General features: G+C 36.0%; 29 protein-coding genes and 2 pseudogenes. 11 read left to right on the forward strand and 20 right to left on the reverse strand.

All coding sequences use genetic code 11. The features are described 5' to 3' along the window. Window positions 1-58: 58 nt before the first annotated feature. The 3 genes from BPOF4_RS22790 to BPOF4_RS09140 all read right to left on the reverse strand — a co-directional run bounded on the left by BPOF4_RS22790 (window position 59) and on the right by BPOF4_RS09140 (window position 1888). Window positions 59-184, reverse strand: a complete 126-nt coding sequence (locus BPOF4_RS22790; RefSeq protein WP_012958847.1) for a hypothetical protein — start codon at window positions 182-184, stop codon at window positions 59-61. 769 nt (window positions 185-953) lie between these two features. Next, window positions 954-1475 carry a competence protein ComK gene (locus tag BPOF4_RS09135; protein ID WP_012958849.1) on the reverse strand — a complete coding sequence of 174 codons (522 nt, stop codon included), beginning with the start codon at window positions 1473-1475 and terminating at the stop codon, window positions 954-956. 119 nt (window positions 1476-1594) lie between these two features. Then, window positions 1595-1888 (reverse strand): helix-turn-helix domain-containing protein, encoded by a 294-nt coding sequence (locus BPOF4_RS09140; protein ID WP_012958850.1) that lies wholly within the window; start codon window positions 1886-1888, stop codon window positions 1595-1597. A gap of 295 nt (window positions 1889-2183) precedes the next feature. Between BPOF4_RS09140 and BPOF4_RS09145 the strand changes: the two genes are divergently transcribed. Next, entirely contained in the window at window positions 2184-2816 is a 633-nt protein-coding gene (locus BPOF4_RS09145) for a hypothetical protein (protein ID WP_012958851.1), read from the forward strand. Window positions 2817-2966: 150 nt separating this feature from the next. Then, window positions 2967-4316, forward strand: coding sequence for an IS1182-like element ISBspe1 family transposase (locus BPOF4_RS09150; RefSeq protein WP_012958852.1), 1350 nt, complete (start codon window positions 2967-2969; stop codon window positions 4314-4316). Between the two features lie 194 nt (window positions 4317-4510). Here BPOF4_RS09150 and BPOF4_RS09155 read toward each other — a convergent pair whose 3' ends face one another. The 11 genes and pseudogenes from BPOF4_RS09155 to BPOF4_RS21650 all read right to left on the reverse strand — a co-directional run bounded on the left by BPOF4_RS09155 (window position 4511) and on the right by BPOF4_RS21650 (window position 12134). Further along, complete coding sequence (locus BPOF4_RS09155) at window positions 4511-5029, reverse strand: hypothetical protein (protein WP_012958853.1); 519 nt, start codon at window positions 5027-5029, stop codon at window positions 4511-4513. Between the two features lie 213 nt (window positions 5030-5242). Then, a complete protein-coding gene (locus tag BPOF4_RS09160) occupies window positions 5243-5791 on the reverse strand; it encodes a DUF4240 domain-containing protein (protein ID WP_012958854.1) in 549 nt (182 codons plus the stop codon). A gap of 67 nt (window positions 5792-5858) precedes the next feature. After that, on the reverse strand, window positions 5859-6317 hold the full coding sequence (locus tag BPOF4_RS09165; protein WP_012958855.1) for a hypothetical protein: 459 nt from the start codon (window positions 6315-6317) through the stop codon (window positions 5859-5861). A gap of 82 nt (window positions 6318-6399) precedes the next feature. Further along, window positions 6400-6864 (reverse strand): SMI1/KNR4 family protein, encoded by a 465-nt coding sequence (locus BPOF4_RS09170; protein WP_012958856.1) that lies wholly within the window; start codon window positions 6862-6864, stop codon window positions 6400-6402. Between the two features lie 125 nt (window positions 6865-6989). Continuing rightward, window positions 6990-7307 (reverse strand): hypothetical protein, encoded by a 318-nt coding sequence (locus tag BPOF4_RS09175; protein ID WP_012958857.1) that lies wholly within the window; start codon window positions 7305-7307, stop codon window positions 6990-6992. 169 nt (window positions 7308-7476) lie between these two features. Next, entirely contained in the window at window positions 7477-7896 is a 420-nt protein-coding gene (locus BPOF4_RS09180; protein WP_012958858.1) for an SMI1/KNR4 family protein, read from the reverse strand. Window positions 7897-8012: 116 nt separating this feature from the next. Next, complete coding sequence (locus tag BPOF4_RS09185; RefSeq protein WP_012958859.1) at window positions 8013-8363, reverse strand: YrhA family protein; 351 nt, start codon at window positions 8361-8363, stop codon at window positions 8013-8015. A 7-nt stretch (window positions 8364-8370) separates the two neighbouring features. Then, window positions 8371-8811, reverse strand: a complete 441-nt coding sequence (locus tag BPOF4_RS09190; protein WP_012958860.1) for an SMI1/KNR4 family protein — start codon at window positions 8809-8811, stop codon at window positions 8371-8373. Then, window positions 8811-9236 (reverse strand): annotated as a pseudogene (locus tag BPOF4_RS21645) (T7SS effector LXG polymorphic toxin); the annotation flags it as partial. The gene BPOF4_RS09190 and the pseudogene BPOF4_RS21645, both read right to left, overlap by 1 nt. Window positions 9237-10156: 920 nt before the next feature. Next, window positions 10157-10618, reverse strand: a complete 462-nt coding sequence (locus BPOF4_RS09200) for a hypothetical protein (RefSeq protein ID WP_012958862.1) — start codon at window positions 10616-10618, stop codon at window positions 10157-10159. 13 nt (window positions 10619-10631) lie between these two features. Continuing rightward, complete coding sequence (locus tag BPOF4_RS21650) at window positions 10632-12134, reverse strand: T7SS effector LXG polymorphic toxin (RefSeq protein ID WP_012958863.1); 1503 nt, start codon at window positions 12132-12134, stop codon at window positions 10632-10634. A 529-nt stretch (window positions 12135-12663) separates the two neighbouring features. Here BPOF4_RS21650 and BPOF4_RS09215 point away from each other — a divergent pair. The 4 genes from BPOF4_RS09215 to BPOF4_RS09230 are packed head-to-tail and all read left to right on the forward strand — an operon-like array spanning window position 12664 to window position 15444. Then, a complete protein-coding gene (locus BPOF4_RS09215) occupies window positions 12664-13359 on the forward strand; it encodes a hypothetical protein (RefSeq protein ID WP_012958864.1) in 696 nt (231 codons plus the stop codon). Window positions 13360-13379: 20 nt separating this feature from the next. Continuing rightward, the gene (locus BPOF4_RS09220) at window positions 13380-13769 is read left to right on the forward strand and encodes an NUDIX hydrolase (RefSeq protein ID WP_012958865.1); all 390 of its coding nucleotides are present in this window, start codon (window positions 13380-13382) and stop codon (window positions 13767-13769) included. Next, on the forward strand, window positions 13766-14674 hold the full coding sequence (locus BPOF4_RS09225; protein ID WP_012958866.1) for a DMT family transporter: 909 nt from the start codon (window positions 13766-13768) through the stop codon (window positions 14672-14674). Before BPOF4_RS09220 ends, BPOF4_RS09225 begins: the two co-directional genes overlap by 4 nt. A 26-nt stretch (window positions 14675-14700) precedes the next feature. Next, entirely contained in the window at window positions 14701-15444 is a 744-nt protein-coding gene (locus BPOF4_RS09230) for an HAD family hydrolase (RefSeq protein WP_012958867.1), read from the forward strand. Between the two features lie 359 nt (window positions 15445-15803). On the opposite strand, the gene BPOF4_RS09235 is transcribed toward BPOF4_RS09230, so the two are convergent. Both BPOF4_RS09235 and BPOF4_RS22535 read right to left on the reverse strand, forming a co-directional pair. Then, a complete protein-coding gene (locus BPOF4_RS09235) occupies window positions 15804-16565 on the reverse strand; it encodes a PAS domain S-box protein (RefSeq protein ID WP_012958868.1) in 762 nt (253 codons plus the stop codon). Between the two features lie 103 nt (window positions 16566-16668). Continuing rightward, a pseudogene (locus tag BPOF4_RS22535) lies at window positions 16669-16770 on the reverse strand (GNAT family N-acetyltransferase); the annotation flags it as partial. A 136-nt stretch (window positions 16771-16906) separates the two neighbouring features. Between BPOF4_RS22535 and BPOF4_RS09240 the strand changes: the two are divergent. Both BPOF4_RS09240 and BPOF4_RS09245 read left to right on the forward strand, forming a co-directional pair. Next, the gene (locus tag BPOF4_RS09240) at window positions 16907-17089 is read left to right on the forward strand and encodes a hypothetical protein (protein ID WP_012958870.1); all 183 of its coding nucleotides are present in this window, start codon (window positions 16907-16909) and stop codon (window positions 17087-17089) included. A 17-nt stretch (window positions 17090-17106) separates the two neighbouring features. Next, window positions 17107-17292 (forward strand): hypothetical protein, encoded by a 186-nt coding sequence (locus tag BPOF4_RS09245; protein ID WP_162467778.1) that lies wholly within the window; start codon window positions 17107-17109, stop codon window positions 17290-17292. A gap of 595 nt (window positions 17293-17887) precedes the next feature. Here the strand turns inward: BPOF4_RS09245 and BPOF4_RS09260 are convergent. The 3 genes from BPOF4_RS09260 to mntA all read right to left on the reverse strand — a co-directional run bounded on the left by BPOF4_RS09260 (window position 17888) and on the right by mntA (window position 19597). Further along, a complete protein-coding gene (locus tag BPOF4_RS09260; RefSeq protein ID WP_012958874.1) occupies window positions 17888-18658 on the reverse strand; it encodes a polysaccharide deacetylase family protein in 771 nt (256 codons plus the stop codon). Between the two features lie 134 nt (window positions 18659-18792). Continuing rightward, entirely contained in the window at window positions 18793-19197 is a 405-nt protein-coding gene (gene hepT, locus BPOF4_RS09265; protein WP_012958875.1) for a type VII toxin-antitoxin system HepT family RNase toxin, read from the reverse strand. Further along, on the reverse strand, window positions 19187-19597 hold the full coding sequence (gene mntA, locus BPOF4_RS09270; RefSeq protein WP_012958876.1) for a type VII toxin-antitoxin system MntA family adenylyltransferase antitoxin: 411 nt from the start codon (window positions 19595-19597) through the stop codon (window positions 19187-19189). The genes hepT and mntA overlap by 11 nt, the downstream gene beginning before the upstream one ends. 154 nt (window positions 19598-19751) lie before the next feature. On the opposite strand from mntA, the gene BPOF4_RS21190 reads away from it, so the two are divergent. Both BPOF4_RS21190 and BPOF4_RS21195 read left to right on the forward strand, forming a co-directional pair. After that, complete coding sequence (locus BPOF4_RS21190) at window positions 19752-20045, forward strand: hypothetical protein (protein ID WP_012958877.1); 294 nt, start codon at window positions 19752-19754, stop codon at window positions 20043-20045. A gap of 1 nt (window position 20046) precedes the next feature. Further along, window positions 20047-20361, forward strand: a complete 315-nt coding sequence (locus tag BPOF4_RS21195) for a hypothetical protein (protein WP_012958878.1) — start codon at window positions 20047-20049, stop codon at window positions 20359-20361. A 64-nt stretch (window positions 20362-20425) separates the two neighbouring features. Here the strand turns inward: BPOF4_RS21195 and BPOF4_RS09280 are convergent, their stop codons facing one another. Next, window positions 20426-20815, reverse strand: a complete 390-nt coding sequence (locus tag BPOF4_RS09280; RefSeq protein ID WP_012958879.1) for a YndM family protein — start codon at window positions 20813-20815, stop codon at window positions 20426-20428. A 474-nt stretch (window positions 20816-21289) separates the two neighbouring features. On the opposite strand from BPOF4_RS09280, the gene BPOF4_RS09285 reads away from it, so the two are divergent. Further along, entirely contained in the window at window positions 21290-22138 is an 849-nt protein-coding gene (locus BPOF4_RS09285; protein ID WP_012958880.1) for an STAS domain-containing protein, read from the forward strand. The last annotated feature ends 14 nt before the right edge of the window (window positions 22139-22152 follow it).

Below are 22152 nucleotides of genomic sequence, written 5' to 3' on the forward strand. Positions count from 1 at the left end.
TAGCCTTTTACGTCTTTTAGCACAGATATAATACATGGTACTGGTTATAAACTATTTTCTAATGCATTTTCTTTTTATGATTGCTTAAGGTTTTACCAGCTTTACTTTTTTGTGTTTTGGAAGTTTTAGGGTCTGACAATATTTTTCCTGCTTTTCCTACTTTACCTCCTGAATGTTTTGCCACATTTTCTACCTCCCTTCTCCTTTTATATACTATTCTTCACTACGACCCAAACCTCATCGTATTATCTACCTTCCTCCGATACACTCGCTGTCTTCTCTCACTCTGCATCTCTTGTTTGTGCTCGAGTCTCATGAGGGCTTTTTCGGCTAGGCTGTAAACTCTTCTTAAGTTGTCGAGGTCTTGGATGATGATTGGGTGCATGTGGCAGACATTGTTTCGTGTGACTTTGGTGTGAGTGAGGTGTTGGAGTTGGACTTGGGTTAATGGGATGAGGTTGTTTAGGATGATGATATTGACTAAGTTGGAGTACGATGGGTCTTGTTTTATTTTAAGCGGGAGGGTCAGGACGATGATTTTCTTTAGGATGTGTTCTAGATCATAAAGCAGCTGATAGGCTCGGACGGAATGTTCTTTTTGTGGTTTCATAGGTTATTTATCCTTTCTTCATGCTTGCTTATTCAATTCTTATTGGCCGCAAGTAAGGGTCGTTGGATTTGGTGGATGAGATTTTTAATGTTGTTGTGGCTGATTTTGAGTTTTTGAGCAGGCAGTTGAATGGTTTATATGAAGTTTTTAGGAATGGAGTATGTGATGGTTGAGTCTTTAATTTGCTTTGCTTCTTAGGGGTCTTGGGTGAAGAGTCGAGTCGTTGATTGTGTGAGTGTTCGCTTTTTTTCTTGGAGAGTTTTGTGAAGGAATCTGTTTGTCATTCATTTCCTATCTTCATCATACATGAAATCTCTACAAATAACAGCATTTTTTTAGCTCATTAATAATGGACTGGTGAATAATCGATCTGCCTCATCACCTGCTCTATTTTATATGGTCTATATGTGAGTCTTAAAATGCAATAGGAAGTGCGCTGGATTTGGCGTTCGATGGTTGCGTAGGTGGCATCGATTGTTAACTGTATGGAGTTGCGGAAAGTAATGATTGTTTTCGCAGGGTGGTCAGGGTCCGGCATAAAAGTGCGGATGTGGTGATAGAAAAGCCAGGAGCATTCGAGCTTTGTGGGTGAATGGGTTGGGAAGGTGTAGATCTGATCCATCGTATCAATCGGGATCGGCACTTTACTTTGAGCTCTTGTGATTTCACTTACTGCCGTTCTGCGTCCGTCATAGGTGGCGCCGCCTTCAATGCAAGCTCGCTTGATAATCGACATGCTTGATTCGGCTACATAATAGATTTGATGATTCTCATAGACAATCGTTTCATAGTCGGTGTGATAGGCAGGCATAATAGCAAGGGTGTGGCGGTTAATATCATAATGCGGCAGGATAGATGGTTTCATGGGGGAACGCTCCTTTTAGGTTCATTGGTAGGATTGTGACGGTTTCCTTGTCACGTAGTAGATGTATTGGGGGATGTGGTGTTTGGTCAGGAGAAAATAGATGAGGGCACCTATTTTCTCTACTTCTTGCTTTCGTCTATTCGCTGCTGGATTGGTGCTCGTAAGGCTTCGTATACTTCATTGGGAGTTTCATTTAAGAGATTGCCAGGTTCATCATGTTCAAACGATGCAGCGAGCTTCATGATAATGTCTAGAGAGATATTTCGTTTTCCATTTTCAATTTCACTTATGTAGGTCTCTGTTAAATCAGATCTCCAAGCTAACTCTGCTATCGTTAGTCCGGCTCGATTTCTTTTTGTACGGATGATCACTCCAAACGATTCACTTAACGCATCTTTTCCTTGTTTTCCCACAGATATGCTCCTTTTTGAACATTATCTGTTTGCAGGAAATAACACACCATTAACGATCGTTGAAGTTTTACCTAATATATGGAATTTAACGAAAGTATTTTTTATTTTATTGCTTAATAAGTCTAATTCCGCTTAGCTTCGTTCATTTTACGGGGATATAACCACTTTACTCCTCTTAAAAGGGAGATAGATCATTTATGAAAAAATAGCTATAATGAGTATATATGTGAATTTTTTGAAATTGTTTACGAATTTGTTCTACATAAAACAAAGGAGAGAATAAATGGTATGAGAAGTGTATAAGAAAGAAAACCATGTTCAGTTTAAATCGTACCTGCTATATATCGTGTTTGGATTGGCTGCGGGTATGATAACTAGATTATCAGATTTCTTTCCAAATGATGACTTATGGAGTTTAAGTTCCATAGCAACATTATTTGGCTTTTGGATGGTAACCGTAACACTAGTTATCTATTTCAGTTCTTCCAATATAAATGCGGCCATTAATGTTTTTGTATACCTTACTGCTATGAATTTTAGTTTTTACTTTTTGAATTATGTACTCGGCTTTTTTGTTCCAATGTTTGATAATGAAGGATTCCAATGGAGTTTATTTATTTTCTTTACTATGTTTGCCTTAGTATGCAGTGTTATTAGTTATGTACTTTACTTTTGGAATAAAGAAAACAAATGGAGTAATGTGTTATATGCATTACCGGTAAGTGGGTTAGCTGCTGAAACCATTGGTGTGAGTATCTATTTATACAACAATCATACATTTTTGTTCCAACTTATTTTTAATTCGGTTAGTTTAATCATATTGGGCTATTGGTTCTATAGAAAGGCAAATAATAAATGGATCTACATAGCAACCATTGGCATGATCACTTTAATAGGTTATTTTCTCGTTTACTATCCTTTTCTATAATTTTACTGAAAATATATCAAAGAGAAGCAGCTGAATTATTCAGCTGCTCAGGCTGTTGAGAAAGTCTTCTCAACAGCCTATTTTTATACTTTAAACCAATTATTCAGATAGATATAATATATATAGAAAAAATGTGCTGAGGTGATGACATTGTTACGTCCGATTCGTGAAAAACAAATTGAATTAGAGATGGTATCTATTGATCAACTGGTTCCTGAAGATCATCTTTTACGGAAAATTGATGCGACGATTGATTTTAATTTCATCTATGACCGTGTGAAGTCTTTTTATTCCGAAGATAATGGGCGTCCTCCCATTGACCCTGTCATGCTATTCAAAATGATGCTCGTTGGATACCTTTTTGGCATCCGCTCTGAAAGACAGTTGGAGAAAGAGATTCAAACTAATGTAGCTTACCGCTGGTTCCTAGGTTTAAACTTGACGGACTCTGTTCCTCACCATTCTACAATTAGCTTTAATCGCCATAAACGCTTTAAAGGGACGAAGATCTTTCAAGACATCTTCGATGAAGTAGTTCTTTTGGCAATGGAACACCGTATGGTTGGTGGTCGATTACTTTTTACAGACTCGACTCATTTAAAAGCGAATGCAAACAAGCGTAAATTTGTAAAAGAAACCGTTCAAGTTGACACAAGAGAATACATAGAGGAGTTAAATCAAGCAATCGAAGACGATCGCAAAGCTCATGGAAAAAAGCCATTACCCAAAAAGGAGAAGGAGGTGGAGGAAAAAGAGATTAAAGTGAGTACAACGGATAAAGATAGCGGATATATGTTTAGAGATGGAAAGCCTGAAGGGTTCTTCTATTTAGATCACCGTACGACCGACCACAAATACAATATTATTACAGATGTCTATGTTACTCCTGGCAATGTTCATGACTCTCGCCCTTACTTGGAACGATTAGATCGGCAATGTACTCGATTCGATTTTAAACTAGAGGCTGTTGGACTTGATGCAGGGTATTTAACCATGCCTATTTGTCATGGACTTGACCAAAGAGGCATTATGGGTGTCATTGCTCACCGAAGATTTTCGACCGTAAAAGGACTACTACCTAAATGGAAGTTTACGTTTGATCATGAAACAGACACTTACATTTGTCCTCAGTCACAAGTTTTAACCTACGCAACGACAAATCGTGAAGGATATCGGCAATACCATTCCAACCCAGAGATCTGTAAAGATTGCCCGTCGCTTTCTCAATGTACTAAATCTAAAAATCATAAGAAGGTTATCACCCGTCATGTATGGGAGGATAAGAAAGAGAAAGTTCGAGAGAATCGCCTCTCACCCGAAGGAAAGACCATTTACAAAATGAGAAAAGAAACAATAGAGCGAAGCTTTGCGGATTCAAAACAACTCCACGGGCTTCGCTACTGCCGGTTACGCAGCTTAGAGGGTGCGAGCGAACAAGCGCTAATGACTGCGACAGCGCAGAACATAAAGAAGATCGCAAACCACCTCACTAGAGGGTGAGGTGGCTTGCGATCCTCTTTAGACTCTTGTTCCATTTGTATTTTTAGATGTCTAACTAAATAAATGAGAAACCCGCCTTCTAAATAAGGGGGGTTTCTCAACAATCTGAGCAGCTGAATTATTCAGCTGCTATTTTTAATTTGACCTGAATAACATAAGGAAAATGAGATAATAAAAGATCATTTATCTATTCTTTAGTTCGGTTCTTCATATCCAACGTAATTGAGAACATCATTAACTTCGTATGCAATATAGGCAACTCCATCTTCATCTAGCACTACAAAGGCGGGGAGTTCTTCAACTCCGAATATTTCAGTTTCCTTTCCTTCTGTTGCACCTCCTGTATAAGGAATGTTGTTGATGTTAATGTTAGTCCATCCGATTTCATGTATGTTATCTTGAAAGTTTCTATAAACCTGAAGTTGGCGTTCCCCTTCTGCTTTCGAATCATCCTCGGTTGCGGTTACATGGAAATCGTACAACGCATAGATGTTATAAGGATTTTCATCTTCTGGTCCAGGTTTAAACTCGTTTATGAAATTTATTTTTTCTTCTTCAGTCATGACGACCTCATCAACACTTTCTTCTACGTTTTCAATAACTTCAGTTTCTTCGCTATTAAAAGTTCCTTTGACTTCTTCACCATTGGAACTACCTCCGTTACAACTCACAAGAATAAGGGTTCCCGCAACAATAACACTAAAGAATTTCAAATTAATTCCTCCCTCTATTTTTCTAACACTCAGAGTTTACTATAACTATTTACTGATGTTAAATAATCTCTGTGGAGTCTAATTGACAACATAAAAAATTACAACTCCGTAGATCGGGAGATGAAATCTAATGATACCATGTATAAATCTTCTATATATTAATAGCAATATTAATAGCAACAATTTTTATGAAAACAGTCTAATGATAAAAGGTTAACCCAGTGGTTCTTCACCAAATCTTTCCCATAGAATAGGGTATAAATGTTCCAAATCATCTTCCTCCCAATCAAATTCTATGTCAGCAACAGGCTGTAACCCCTTTTTTTCTAGAGATTCTAGTAGCTCATCATAAATATCGTCATCCCATTCACTATCACCTGTCTTTATAAATGTGTAGGCATCTAATCCAACCGAGAGCAATTCTTCATTTTGTGGAAACGCTTCATCATCAAGGTTATCTGCATTTATGTATTCTGCTAAAAATTCTGGGTCTTTCATTACCTTGTTATAAACTTCTTCACCCTGTCCAATTAGCCATGCTCTAAAATAATCAAAAGCATCGTCAGAACAGCCACCCATCAATACATAAGCGGCTCCCCATAAACGAGATCTATAACTAGCATTCATCAATTTTTGAAATAAAAATTCAAATTCTAATACCTCCTCTAGTTCTTTTTGAGAAAGTACCTCTGTTAACCATTCCGCTTGATCATCAAATTCTCTGGACTTTTTAAATAAACTCCAAAACTCTTTCTTTTCCAATAGATTAACCCCCCATTCCACTAAATATAGGATGGCGAACAGTGCCTGGCACTGTTCGCTATTTCATTCACCTTCCAAAATAGTCTTTACCTGACTCTTTCGGAATAATCCTTCTACTTTCAGGTTGACCTTCCCACTTTAATATTGGTTTTCTAATTTCAATGATTTCTTCCACCTCATCAAACGAGATCTCTTTTTTGAAAACAAAAGGTTCATGAATTTCAAAATCGAATTGTTTAGCCTGCTCTGGATTAAAACTTATAAGCTTGACAGTGATATCATCAGGAGATACCGCAGTGAACAACTGAAACTCTTCCCCTTTGAATACCACTACTACCTCAATTTCAAAAGCTAATTCAACGTCTTCTTCGCTTAGCTCCTTTATAAAGAGATCGTTATGTTCATTTCCCATAATATCAATAGATTGCTTAAACCCTTCTTCTTTTATATTACTTCTCAACCTAAGACTACCATCGCGAATATTCAAGGGATAAACTTTATCCTTATAGATTGCAAACGTATTCATATATTTATCTCACTATATCGTTGGGGAGTTTCTTTAAGTTATTGATAACTAGCTCATTTCTTGCCATCTATCTATGTAATAATTATATCTCTTCATTAATCAATTTTAATAAAAACTCTCCAAAATTTTCAGCGGTTGTTTCATATGTTTGGCTATCTAAAGCTACTCCAGGTATAAAAGAAACAACTTTAGGTTCTCCGATACTATCAAGTTGATTAAAATCTAAACAAAATAATTCATCACTCCCAGTGTCATAAATAACTAACAGATTTGCTGGTAAATTACTTTCACGTCTTTCTGTTAAGGTAAACCATATAGCATCTGGCACTGAAGAATTTTCAAATTCATCATTTAAAATTCCATATATTTCTTGAGCTCCGAAATTACCCGCTCCAAATGTTTTTAAATAATCTAAGTAGGCCCCAGTGAATTTTAATCCTATCTTATCTTCCGCTGCTCTTATTAATTCAAGTGAAGCACCGCCAGTGAAATCAGCTAAGTCTTTCTCTTTTAGAATGCTCTGTCTGGCTACTTTATAAGAGTCCATTCCTCTACTCCTCCCATGACTGATGTTCTTTAGTTAGCCTTTTTCTAGGCCTCAGTAAATTCATTTCCCTCCTGAAACAGTGGTCCATGATTTTACTGCGATTTGGCTGCAGTTATTAAATTAGCTTAACAATTCTCTCTCCATAAAAATAACATCTTAAGAAACTCCTCAGTTTCCATTGTGCTATTATGAGGTTCCTCAATACGATAGTGATGCTCAACTATTGTCACTTCTTTCTTAATAATGACACTCGTAGCATTCAAAGTAATTTCAAAGTCTATATATCGTGAGTTTATAACATTCTGTATGTACCCAATATACTCATCAACTTCATCCACTGTTGAAATGTCTTCAATGAAATCAGCGAATAGACTTAATTTTTCCGGTAGTACAATTCTTGTATTACCAAGTCGATCCTTATTAAATTCATAGTAATATTTCATATGACTTATCACCTTCTATATTTCTCAACAGAAAAAAGGACTAAAGAAAACACACAATAGGAAAAAATCTGCCTGCTAAGCTAATACTTAGAGACAGATTTAGAAAATATAAGATGTAATCAGAGTGGTTGAAAAACACTTTGATTTATAGTGAGGTATTTAATTCCCTTTAGATATTGTCAATTGCCTCTTGAAAACTATCTGTTAAATACTCATCAAAGGTTGTATACCTGAAAAGTTCTCTTTTACTTATATCGTCCCATCTAACAACATTAAAATTCTCTAATGTGTCTAAACAGTATACAAATTCACCAACATTCTCAATGACAATATACTTTTTAGGTAAACCTAACTCTCTATACTGTTGTGTTTTCTCAACCACAGATGCATAGTCTACTCCTTTAATACCCAATATATCAACTCCACAAATGCCACCTGAGCCATAATGTTTAACAAATTTCCTATAGTCTCTTGGGAATTTAACTTTTAAAACTTCTTCCGCCTTTTCAATAGCTTCATCTGAAACTTTTCCAATAAAATCTCCATCTTCTATATATTCATTAATCATTTCTTCAATTTTTGGGTTCATTGGTTAATCACCTATTAAACTATTTCATTCATAAAAGCACTTGTTGTGCAAGTTGCCATACAAGTTCTATTATTTGGAATTTAAGTGACATAATGGCTGGTGCCTACGAACAGCAATTATAACAGAGCTGTCTCAAGTGCATGAGAGATCATAGAATCAAAACTCTCGTAAGATTGGATAACAGTCCCAGAAGGTTTATCGAGTTCTAAATAAGCAATGTCTTCATTTAATTCATTATCAAGTAGACCTTTATCAACACCATAAATTACTAATCCATTAAAGTCTAATCCATTTATAGTTTTTAAAAATCTCTCATACGAATCAGGTAATACCATATTCCCGAAATTCAGCTGAATCCCTTGATTCATTTTTATTATTTCTGTATGCGATGCTCGCTTCTTAAGTGAACTTCCGTATTTCTTTTCAATCTTTTCAATTTCTGCTAACAATTCTTTCCATGGAGGCATAACTTAATTAATCTGTAATTAAATCTAAGTAATATTGATCATTAATTTCTATCTTACTTAAAAACTCTTTAAGAGAGTCTGCAATTTTAATGTCATAATAATAAATTGGATTCGTGTCGCTTTTATTTAATTCTATAGACATTAAAGCTGATTCACTACCTTCAAAAAATATTAGTTTATCATTTTCAAATGCATCATATATTTCAATGTCAGGATAGAACTCAAAATCATTAACTCTTAAACGGAAATCTCTTATTGAGTAAGGGTCCATAATACGATTAATATTATACTCTGACCCTTTAATAAAACCGTAACCAATCTCATTAAGAAAGTTGACTAACTCTCTTGGGAATATTAAATTAAGTTCCTTTTCAACCTCCTTAATTTCATCTTTAGACACTGAATAGAATGTGTTTTCTTCGTTTACCATAATAAAATCATAATTCATTATTGTTTAACTCCTTTAAAAAGTATATTTGCTGGCGACCCTGATCCATGAATTCCAGCTTGATGCTCAGTAGGGAATTTTGCTGGGTGCATATTCCACCATTCGTGTTCTCCTCCAAAAGTATTTTCAATTATATGATGAGCATCATATTTGTCTCCTTTTCTCCGAATAATTCTACCTGTTTTTTCTGAAATTACATTTTCGTTATACACTGGCCACTGTTGTCCTGTGTTTACTTCCCAATCTTTGATAACTTTGTTTTTTACTCTATCAAAAACTACCCTGTGCTTTGCTGTTTCAACTGGAGACATTTTTTTATATTCTTTATTTCTTAAAGCAGCCTTCAAATTCTCTATTTGATTTTTGGGTAATTCTCTTCCTGTTCTGCCTTCCATATCTCTTATATATTTTTTTATTGTCTCAGAATCTACCCTTTTACCACTCCGTACCCCAGCTCCTTGCTCAACCTTAATCAAGTTCGCTTGGTTTATCTCACCTAGCTGGTTTCTCATCCCGTTTGTATTGATGACGTTGTGTGGGATTCCAGCTAGGGCTGGTTGTAAGCCTGCGTTTGGTGTCATATTATGAACGGCTGCTCCGGCTCTATTCATTGACTGCTGCGCTAGCTCTCGGATGTGGGTAAGTCCTCTTGCATTTGTCGCTGCATTTGCAGTTTGATTTAAGCTATTTTGTGCGGCTAGTTGTAATTGTAATTGATGGTGGGATGAATAACCAGGCTTGTCTCCTAGCTGACCGAGACGTCCGGCTTGTGAGACTTTGCTTAATCCTTTATCACCAAGAACTGAACCGCCTATGATGGCTGATGTATAGCCGATCCATTCTCCTCTTGTTGAAGCCGTTCCGTTTATCACATTCTCATCAAATGAGATCCATAAAGCGTGGCCGATATCAAGCAGCAAGCTTGGTTCATCCGCTACATCGGTAATAAAATCAACGGTTTCATTCAGTACTTCCACCGGCTCTGTCACTAGACGCTTAATCCCATCTACTGTATCTGTGAAAGCCTTCGCAATTCCCTGCCATGCCCCTTTAAAAAATCCGCCGGTGTCTTCAGCTTCTGCGGTGGCATTTGCTGCTGCAACAGGCTTTGCGCAGGAAGGATTATACCATTGATTAAAGGTAATAGGATCCTGCCAATCCGTATGTAAGGAGTTTAGCTGATTCGTATGTAGCAAGTTAGGCGACATATTCCTTTGAGCCAGCTTATTCATTAAAAGCATATGAGAGGAATGATTGATTAATCAGATTGAAAATACTCTTAAAATTATCTGAAAAATGCTTAGACTATATTTAGCCTAAGCACGAGTGAAAGATCGAGTTAACCCTAGTAATCAGTAATAACCTTCCCTATGTGAATCTCATAACCTTTTTCTTCAGAATAAATTTGTGCAATAATAGTAGAAGATTTGTCCGCTATTGATAATTCATTAGATATTGATATCTTCAAGAGTTCAGAAATGCCTTTAATTAAATCTTCAACTTTAACATTAGCCCAAACAGGATATGAAGTGTTAGGAATGATTACAGAGAACTCTTTTTTGTTCTTGAGAAAATCTAATGAGTTAACAATCCATTCACTAACCTCGTCTTTGTTCTTATTTGCATTAGTAAAGGCGGGCTTAGAATCAAGCTTACGGAACAATTGTAATTGATTTTCAACTGAAATTAACCAGTCTGAGTCAAACTCCTCAAAATTTAGTAATTCAAAATTAGTAAGAGCGCTCATTGTCTTTTTCGCTTCAATTATAGCTTTTTTTCTAATTATCTTTTCATTCGGAATTGACATATTTTATACCTCGTTATTTTTTATAATATATATGATGATCTTTATTTGACCCGTAAATATTAGAGTACCTTTCTTTTTTGAAATCATAATTAAAAGGGTTTGCACCATCTTTAGGTTTTCCTGCGTGTGTATGCATTCTGCCATCATTTATATGTTCGACTATAACTCGTTTACCTTGAGGAGTTTCATACTCAAAATAACGTCCATGATGGGTAGGGTTTGAGCTGAACTCATAATTTTTAAAGTTTCCGCCTTTCATATTAATGTTATCTCCTACCTGCCATTGGCGAAGAGGTTGTTGTGATCTAGGAACTCCTGCTAAGTCTTTAGCTGCTTGCAGGGCTTCTTTTCTATTGAAATTTTCTTTCCCTGTAAAACCAACACTTTTTACCCCTCGAGTTCCCCTTACCCCAGCCTTTACAAACCCTCCACCTAGTACAGCTGCGATCATTAATGTTTGTTCCCAATCTTCTAGTTCCCTTTTTGTGATTGGGTCGACACCATGTGTAGCTTCGTATCCAGCTTTTACGTTTCCTAGAATGGGGGTGAAATCGAGAATTGCGGAGCTTATTTCTCTAGAATTTTCATTTACCACTCTAGCTGTTGTCTTTGCACCATCAACGATTTTGTTACCTGCTGATTTCGCGCTATCAATAATTTTATTGCTTGCTTTTTCCCACCAAGGGGGCTGATCCTGAACCACTGTTGATTGATTAATTGTGTCAGGTCTTGGACAGCTTGGATTTACCCATTTGTCAAAGCCTAAAGATTGTTGCATTCCAGTGTTCCTTAAATAAGTAGGTTGATTCATTTGGTTGATGATCTGATAATGTTGGTGTTGCTTGTTTGATAGGTTTGGTTTTAACATAGTATAGCTTGCTTGGTACGACAATGAATTCAAAGAAAAATTTACTATATCAGACCCTTGCCGTTGAAACATGCTACTTAGATTTTGTGTATAGCTTTTCATAATGTTTACATTTGCTTCAACTGAACCTAGTGCTGCCGACTGCTCATAATCAAATTGATGCAGCTGCTCACGCGTTTGGTCTTTTTCTTGCTTGGCTTTTTGTACATATTGCCTGACTTCATCGTCTTGCAGCGGCTTTAGGTAGACGATATCTTGTACTTTTTGCATAGTCGCATTCGTTTGGTTGGTGAGTGCGGTTGTGACGAGCTCAACCTGCTTTAGGCCGTTTTCGACTTCTTGTTCAAGGAAGCTCTCTTGAATTCTTCCGTTTGATGCTGGTTCAAGTGCTTGCAGCGAGGATTTCATTTGCATAAGAAGGTGCTCATATTGTGCGAGGGTCCCGGTTAAGTAATGAATAAACGGAAGATGGCACACCTGATAGAAACGACGAATGGCTGTCCCTCCCTCTCCTTTTAAGGAGTCACTTAAACGGACGATACCCATTACGGATGTTTCAATTTGTTTAAGCTGTTCTTGCTGGTGCTCGATCTTTGTTTTTATTTCATCTATTCCACTATGTAAGCCAGACACGTCTAATGTTTTCATACATCACCTCTATTACGCCAAAAAGGAATACTTTACCTATTATCTTAGTACATTCGACATCTGGATAAAATAGGAATAAATGAGGATATTGGTAGAAGTTCACCCTCGGGTGATTACAGTTTCCGTCATAAAAAATATAAACATACTTATATATTTTTTGATTTTCTTGCTTTAAATTTATTTTACTATTTAGCAAATTCCTTAATTATATCAATACTTAGGAGTCAAAATCTATTAGAAAAACTTCTTATAATCCCGAGCGAATGACATGGATTATTTTTACAAAAATACTTGCCAATTTTAATTTTTCGATGTAATAATAGAAAAAAATGTTAATAAATAGTTTGTTTTCATTTAAAAAACGAACAATATCATTTTTTTTAAGAGGAACGTACACATTTTAGGTTTTGAACGCTAGGAGTGATGTGGATCTTAACTAGAGCGAGTGTGAAGCAAACTTATTTAATACTCAGCTATAATCCAGTACGAATTATCAACTTAAAAAACTAATTATTAAGGAGCTAAATTAATGATTAAAGAAAAGGTAGCAGTATTATTTACTGGAGGACGAGATTCATCATTAGTAGCATGTCTAGAAGCTCTGCAAGGGAAAGAAGTACATTTATTGACATGTAATAGCGGAATTGGAATTAAGAGCGAGTTGTCAGAAGTGAGAGTAGAAGAATTAAAAAAAAGATTTCCAGAAAACATTGTGGGTCGTACCATCTTGCCAACTTATGGTCTGTTTCGAAGTATAGCCATCTCTAATCTAGAAGAAGACTTTAAGCGCTGGGGAGTTAATCTCGTTTTATTAGGTGACAAACTAGCTATTCATGCTGCTGCAACAGTTTATTGTATAGAAAATGGAATTACACGGCTTGTAGATGGATGTGTCGGCTACCAAAAAGATTTAGCTGAACAGAAGGATGTCTCTATTGAAATATTAAGTTCTTTTGAAAAAGAATATGGAATTACCTATGAATGTCCTATTTACCATTTTGGCAGTCAAGATGATGTAAAGTACGCTTTACTAACAATTGGCTTATCTTCAAAGTCGTTAGAGGGTGTATCTGTTTTTGGAGATGCATTTAGTGAACCAACTGATCAAATGGTTCAAGAATACATGAATGACAAGCTCCCGCTTTGTCATAACCATGTTAGCTTTATGACAGACACTATTAATGTTGTAGAAAACGTTAAATATAAACAATCATCCTTAGTATAGGGCTCAGGAGCTGTCGAGTTATGATTCGAAAAATTGGAGCTGCCATTGTAAAAAACAATCAGTTATTAGTTGTAAGCAAAAAAGAATCTCCAGACTTTTATATGCTTCCAGGTGGCAAGCTTGAGGATGGGGAGACCGAACTAGAAGCACTGCAAAGGGAATTAAAAGAAGAATTGCAATTAAGTATGTCAACCCATGTATTACTTGGTAGTTTTTATACCAAATCTATGTTTGGAACTGAGCCTATGCTTTTAACAGTATACAAAGTTGAGACGGCTGGAGATCCCCGACCAGACAATGAAATAGGAAAATACAAATGGATTTCGATTCACACCAAAGAATCTACTCATTTAGGCTCTGGAATTACTAAGTTTACATTACCTGTTTTACGTAAGGAAATAAAGTTATGAGCAATAAAAATGTTAAAGCTGGGGCATGGGCTGCACTTATAGCAGGTGTTGTTTTTGGAGTAAATTCAAATATTGTAAAAGTGGCAAATAATACAGGTTTAACCACGTTAGATCTACTTATTTATCAATTTGGATTTGCTATCCTTTACTTTTTTATTAGGTATTTATTTGTCAATAAGAAGCATAACGATTTGCCTTCTAGAGTGTTAATAATGAATCCCTTCAATTGGATTGCAGGCATTACAACTGTATTGACGGGCTTATTTTATTATAATTCTATTCAATTAACTGATCCAAGTATCGCCTCATTAGGATTATTTCAATACCCTTGGATCCTTTTTCTATTTGGCATTGTGTTTGCTAAAGAAAAAGTAGTCCATAAACATATAATAGCAATTTTATGTTTATGGTTAGGTACTATATTGTTAATTGGCGGAACTTTAGAGAATATGACTCTAGCAGGTATGCTCTATGGAATTGCAGCAGGTGTATCTTTTGCAACATATCTATTCAGCTTACAAAAGATAACAAACCATTCATTTACAAAAGTATTTATCTTCCTTATTGCTGCGATCATCGTGTTGTTTTTTTGTTTAGGGCAATATGATCAATTAAATCTCTTTACATTTGACGCATTATTATTTGGAGTTGTTACAGCGATCTTAGGTCAAATTCTAGTGTTCGAACTTTTATCATACGCAGCAAAAAATGTTAGCTCTGTACTAATGGCTACTTTAACTACTACTGAACTTCCGGTAGCTATGTTATTAACATGGTTTATCTGGGGTCCTATGCCTAACTTCATAAGAATTACTGGTTTATCTATCATGGTTACAGCAATTTTATGGCTTAAATTTGAACAGTCAAAACCAACGACAGTTTCTTTAAAGAAAGAAGTAAGTTAGAAACGAATGAGTAAAGGAGATAGCTAATGATAAAGGATATTAAATTAGTGCTGTTTGATTTAGATAATACACTTCTTTCTTTTAGCGAGTATTGGACCGAAGCTACTCACACTATTTTTTATCTTTCTGATTTCACAAAAGACTTACCATTTGATGAATTTTTCTCGTATTATCGTCAATATGATCAATACTTTTGGGAGTTACATCACGAGGGGCGTATTTCTTTAGATGAAGTTAGACAACAACGTCTTATCAAAACGCTTGATGAATTTGATCAAAAGATTAGCACGGAAGAAGCTGATTGTTACTTTAATGAGTTCTTTCATCAATTAATTCATTTAGTGAAGCCAGATCAGGCCTTGCATAAGTATCTACTTGAGTTAAAGAAATCGTATCAAATCGGGATTATTACTAATGGAAAAGTTGAGGAACAACGAGCAAAGATCCAAAAAATGAATCTTCATAACGTTTTAAGTGAAGAAGAAATATTTATTTCAGAAGAAATGGGTATAGAAAAACCTCATGAAGAAGCTTTTCACATTCCGTTAGTAAAGTATGGAGTCGCTCCCTCTCAAGCTGTTTATATTGGTGATTCTTGGAATAATGATATAGTTGGGGCTATTGATGCTGGTATGTCAGCTATTTGGATTAACCCGCAGAATATGGAAGCCCCAACCAATCATAAACCTCTATTTATAACCGAGAATATGCTTACTCTTAAAGAAGAATGGCCTTTACAATTTAAAGAAGTGAAATTGGCTTCTAAATAAAAACACATACCTAAGAAGTAAGAAGTGATTGTATACAATCACTTCTTTATTTTAATCCTAAAGCGTTCCGGTATAAGAGGAAATCAAAAGCTATTCCCTTAAATCACATTTTCATCAAACAAGGTTCATAGAAATAATACCAAAAAATGCAATTCCCCTGATAATGTCTAATGATACCAATAATTCATGATGGACTACAGGTTTTGATATCAATAATTTATGTATATCACATTCTCCCCCTTCTTCTTCTTTCCTTTCTTGTTTAAGATTAATACAGGTAGCATTAAGTTGCTTTTACCACCCTAATCCTTTAGGAGTAGCGGCCTGTTTAGGAAGATATATTTGAACAAATCCTCACTTCAATTTGTTTTCTTTTCCTGTAAAAAGCTTAAGGCATCCTTAACAGTGGAAAAAGTAATGAGATTTTTTAAGTTGAAGCCCAGTTTAACTGCTTCCGTGGCTAATTGGGGCCTTACCCCTGTTAAAATGCACTCAACTCCTATTAAGTTTAGTACATTATTAAATTTAAAAAGAGAATCAACTACTAAGTTATCAAGTTGATAAATTCCTGAAAAATCTATAATTAAACAGGTTACTCTCTGCTCTTGAACCTTGACTGGTACCAATTCTAAGAGGTGAGTTGCCCTCTCCTGATTGATGGCTCCTACCAGAGGAAGAATAGCAATGCCTTCTGAAATTGGTACAATATTAGAAGCTATCTCGTTTATTTCTTTACTCATTTCATTTTGTACTGCTTCAAGATGTTTTCTTTCAGTGAGATCCCGTACATAAGTTTGAATAGCTTTTGTTTCACCTATCATAATAGGGTGACAATATAACTCAACTTCTACTGAAGTTCCATCCATCTTATATATTGTTTCCTCAATAAGCTCTGCGGGTTCACTATAAGCTCCCGATATTCTTTTTATAATGGCGGGTTTAGAGGTTTCTTTAAATATATCGACAGGGCTTGCCCCAATTACCTCCTCCCTCGAAGCTCTAAAAAAATATTCTGCTGCTTCGTTAATATAGATAATCTTAAATTGTGAATGAACAATTAGCGGATCTAGTGCATATTCAATGACTTCCTTGTAATCAATACCTTCAATACTCTCACTCATACCATTCGCCCCCTTCACAAAGGGTAAACTAAACAGTCGTTATATACAAGGATTCGCATTTCGAGGGTTAGTAAAAGTTTATCTTTAACTCTTCTTTAACCAGTCACCTTGCTCCCTCTAAATCACTATGTAACATCCCGTAAACAAAGCTATCTGTCCATTCATTCTTGTTCCAGAAATCCTTTATGAAATGTAATGTTAGTCGTTCACTGCTAAAGTCCATAAAACCCCTCCCACATACTCGAGCCTCTGACCCATACTCATGCACTTTCTATTATTTTGAAATTCTTCTACCCTTTTGGTAAACTACCAATATTGACTAGATTGACAGGAGGTTTGTTTTGTCTCAACAAATGGCCTATTTTCCGTTTATTTATTTTATCATTCTTACTCTCTTTCAAGCGGTCTTCCGTGATGAGATTACTTGGTTTGATAATGTAATGGTGGCTATTATTATGTATATTATCATCAAATTTGTTCATTGGTGCATGGTGCCGTGTGACTGGAGTAAGAAGAAATCATAATGCGTGTGAGGTGTAATGTGAAAAGTAAATATGTACGTACCATTCTAGGGTTAAGCTATTTAATTATTGTTTTATTGTTGAATTGGATTTTCGACTTGAGCTTAAGCTTGCTGACCATTCTATTTGCTGGCTTTTTAGCTATGTTATGGGTGGTTGATATTTTGGACTATTTCAAGCGCAGCAGGAAGATTAAGGAGACTTGATTACGTCATAAGGAGGTTCTCTTGTGTTTAAACAACCTCTCCTCTATTCCATTATTTATGTTTTATTGTTTTGCTCGTATCAATTTTTGTTGCGCGATGAGATCACTTGGATGATGAATATATTCACAGGGATCTGGATGTTTTTATTTTTACATTTTATCAAGTGGTGTAGGGTTCCGTATGATTGGAATAAACATAAAAAATAACTAAGAAGGTGCGGGGCCAGAGGTATTTCATCGAGGTTTAATAGAGTGATTGATACACAGATATTTATTTTATTCTACAACTGCTTCGTTTAATAAGATTTCTGAACTGCTGGTTCTAATTTGGGGAGCAGCAAACGACATTCTCGCTCAGTTGATTGTAGCGGAAGGCACTGACTCCAGCGGGATGTGCGTGGCCAGGGGAGATCCCACAGGGCGAAAGCCCGAGGAAGCTCCCGGATCGCCCGCGGAATGCGTGTGCCTGCAGTGGAAATCAACCTATACCATAGGGAAAAACATTCGTTTATTGGGCATTGATGGAGAGGGGAATGGTGGTTTCAGCTACTGCAACTACAAATAGGATAGATTCAAATGTAAAACTAATAAACCCCTCATTTCCGCTCGTTTTTCTCTTGAATCTCCATTAAAGGAACTTGGAACTTCTTATCTTCTTTTAATAATTCTGATACAGTGACAAATTGATAGCCCTTCTTTTGAAGCTCTGGGAGGATGATTGCCAGTGCTTTGACCGTTTGAGATCGATCCCCGCCATAATCATGGAATAGAATGATGTCGCCATTGGTAATATTTTTGAGCACTTTGTTTACAATCGCCTCAACCCCAGGATTTCTCCAATCATACGTATCTTGATGCCACGACCACATGACCGCAATATAATCATTTTCGCGAATGTTATGGACAATCTCATCATTGTAGAGTCCGAGTGGAGGCCTGAAGAGATTTGGTCTTGCTCCAGTCACATTAAAAATTGCTTGTTCTGCATCTTTTATTTCTTTATCGAGCTCACTTTGCGAAAGAGTGCTTAAATTCGGGTGAGTATTCGTATGGTTCGCAATTTCATTTCCCTCTTTAATAATCCTTTTTGCCACTTCAGGTGCTTCTTCTACTCGATTTCCGACCACAAAAAACGTGGCTGATGCGTTATGTTCTGCTAACAGGTCTAAAATGGTATTTGTATAACGAGTGTCCGGACCGTCATCAAATGTGAGAGCGACCATTTTATGTTTCGTTTTGATTTCCCACACGACATCCCCTTTTTCTTCATAATAAGACCGGTCACTTTGATGTGCAGCAAATGTCTGGTGATTCGAAGCAAATAGTATGATTATTACGAGTAGCATTACTCTCGTTACGTTCCCCATATTGAAGCTCCTTTTACAGTTGATTGGGAATAGTATTTGAATGATCTGCTATAGGCATGCGCTACACCATATAAAAAAGCATGAAATCGTCTGTGATTTCATACTTAACCTTATGCGTCTTTAAGTTTTCTTTTTTATGCTTTCAATATTTGTACCGTGAAATCCGTAAAGTCTTTTAAGTGCTTCTCAATGATTTCCTTCATAATAATCAAGTTTAATGATTGATAATCATGGACGGCTATATTTCTGAAACCAACCATGGCCTGTAGTCTTTTAGATACATTAGCATCAATCACTTTATGTTGTTCTAACAAATCGAAAGCATCTCTGCTTGTCTGAGGCAGTCCCAACCTTTTGTCTGATACAATATGCATCGCTAAATCAATGGAAGCTTCACATGCCCTCTGAATATTTAAGATCATTGAATCTTGCTTTGTATAATCTTGAAGCGTGGCTGGATCATTGTCGTATACCTCTTGGATACGCTGAATACAGCGTTCAATGGCAGCAACCTTATTTAAAATAATATCATTTCTCATAAATGGAGCCACTCTCCTCAATTCTATCTACAATTTCTTTGCGCTCTTCATTAAGTTTTGCATACATACTTAATGCTAACATTTGCTGATATTTAAAAAAGTTTTCATCCTCAGCATAAACCAAAGATCCAGTCGTATAGATTTGTGCTAGAAAGACTGTCGAGGCGTTCCGGGCGTTAATTAGATCGATCTCTTTATTTAAAATACGGGCTAATTCTTGTGCAAGGATAAAATTTTCATAAGGAGATGGAGACATGGAGTCATTTGGATAATAAGCAATATCAATGTCACTATCATCACGTTGATTTCCTTTTGCATATGAACCAAATATAAGTATAAATGAAGGATCAAGTTTATCAATTAAGAAATCCTTGATGATTTCATTCGTCTTATTTTCCATAGCTATCTCCCTCCATTTATTTATATTTACTTAATTATAGCAAATTCTAAGCCGTTTAGCTGTTCATTCATTATTAAGGTTAATGAAAAAGTACATATATCCCTTTCATTTGTGAAAACTAACCTTGTCATTTATCCGTTAAGGGGTGTAAATTGTGGAAAAAGTAATGGATCAAGAGCAGCGGACATTATATGAAAAGATACAAGCTACAAAAACTGAACTTTCACAAGTGGAGATGGATTACTGGAATCTTTATTCATCCTTTACAACGTTTGAATTTTGGGTGATTTTTCTGTTGTTTTTTGTAGCGCCTTTAGTTGTATTGTATTTTGTGATTGATCGGAGAAGAATGTTTTTGTTGGGCTTTTACGGGTTTAACATCCATGTATGGTTTGGTTATATAGACACTGCAGGGGACAGAATGGGTTTTTTGGGGATACCCCTTTGAGATGATTCCCTTCTTATCTGGCAACATCTCATTAGAAGCAGCTCTTGTGCCTATCTTATTTATGCTCGTTTATCAATGGACGTTAAATCACAAGAAGAATTTCTATGTATACTCTCTTCTATTATCTGCACTCTTATCATTCATTGTTAAGCCGCTTTTAACCATGCACTTATTTTTTGAGCTGCATAATGGGACAACGTATGTGCACTTGTTTATTTTATATGTGATCATTTTCTTATTTTCAAAATTGATTACGAACGTGTTTATTAAGATGCACCGGAACGCAAAACTTGAGAGTGAATTGGTGGAGGAATAAAAGCGGGTGATCTAATCTGACACAAAAAAGCATCAGAGAAGGATTCCTCTGATACTTTTTCATTTTATTCAATTTCCGTCTTCCATTTTCGGTTTCCTGAACCGTACCTGCCTAATTCTTTGTTTGAAATATAGGTATGGAAGAAAAATTCAAATACACCGACTACAGGAGCGGCAATAATAGCTGTTATGGCCATCGTTCCAATGGAATATCCATATGGTATACCCATTAGCCAAACAACGATAAATGCTAAACCTACGTCTGACCCGGTGGCAATCTTATTATTCGTTTTAGGCAAAATGATTAAGTCGCCTGCTATATAAGACCCTATCCCTAACACAAGGGTAATAAACAGGACATATTCAAATGCCATTCCAAGCCCGAGACCAAGTATCAAGTACAGGATAACCAGTGTTGCAGCTGCTTTGATGAGCAACGCTTTGACATGTTCCATTATGATCTCCTCCTTGTATTTTTCTGTGCTTACAGTTCTTTACACTGAGAGAAGAAGATTGAAACATTATGCTACTAATTGGTTCAAATAGACTATTATGGAAGTGACAGTCATGTTTATTTTTTAAACTTTAATTCTTAAAGCCGGAAAGTAAGTTCAATTTCTATTTATATTTCTATATCTATTGTATAGTATGGTTGTACAGTGCAGTAAAGATCAGCTAAAATCGACTTATTCTCCTTTAGCTAAAGAATAAGCGAAACCGCTGCTTCCTTTTCCTCTTGTATATTTATTTGTTTAAATAGTTTGCTTGTCTTTTAGGAAGCACTACCAGTTTAATGCCTGGAAAATTAAATCTTGAATCAATAAAAAGTCTCTGCTACATCGTACAAATAAAAAACCTCAAAAATAAACAGATAAAAACATGACAAACATTAAAATTTGTTTAAAGTAAATAAGTTTTGGGAGGGCATCATGAATACACAATCATTAAATGAATTAGCGGATCAAATCATTCTTCATGCTTCTAGTATTGCAGAACACGCTTTACACCTAAGGGCCCTTGAAGACCCTGAGTATACAGACAAAACCGCGGAACAACAAACAGAAGCGATAAACACTTCTGCGGATTTTGTCAAACTACTGGGAGAAGGATTAAAAACACAAGATGACAGGTTTAACATCAATATCATCCAATGGGGGAAACAGGTAGGAGAATTAGCGATCCAACATGGACGGTCCCTTGAACAAGCTTTATCAGGAACTCATTTCTTTCGGACGGCTATTTGGTCATTCATTGAGGATCAGACAAAAACAAAGCAGTTGTCCGTAGATCAGATTTTCACAATCGCTAAATCCCTTGACCCCTTATTAGATAAAGCGGTTTACGGGTTCAGTCAAGCGTATGTAGAAAATCACCGGAAACTATCTGAGGTTTTCAGTATGGCTTTAGATGAATTATCTGTTCCTATTGTTCCTATATTTGATGATGTCGCCCTGCTTCCACTCGTAGGTGATATCGATACAAAGAGAGCACAGATGATTATAGATCAATCCATGCAACGCGCCAGAGAATTAGAAATATCCAAACTGATTTTGGATTTATCTGGAGTTAGTTTTGTGGATACTATGGTGGCAAACCATATTTTTAAATTAGCAGATGCTCTATCCTTATTAGGAGTTAAAACCATCATCACAGGTATTAGTCCGGCCATTGCCCAAACCAGTGTGCAGTTAGACATAAAACTAGACAGACTTGTTACCTGCGCCACGTTAAAACAGGCGCTTGCAAATATAGGATACGGGTTACTACACGAAACCTGATAACCCGCCATATA

It is taken from the genome of Alkalihalophilus pseudofirmus OF4, assembly GCF_000005825.2.
GTDB classification, from domain to species: domain Bacteria; phylum Bacillota; class Bacilli; order Bacillales; family Bacillaceae_D; genus Alkalihalophilus; species Alkalihalophilus pseudofirmus.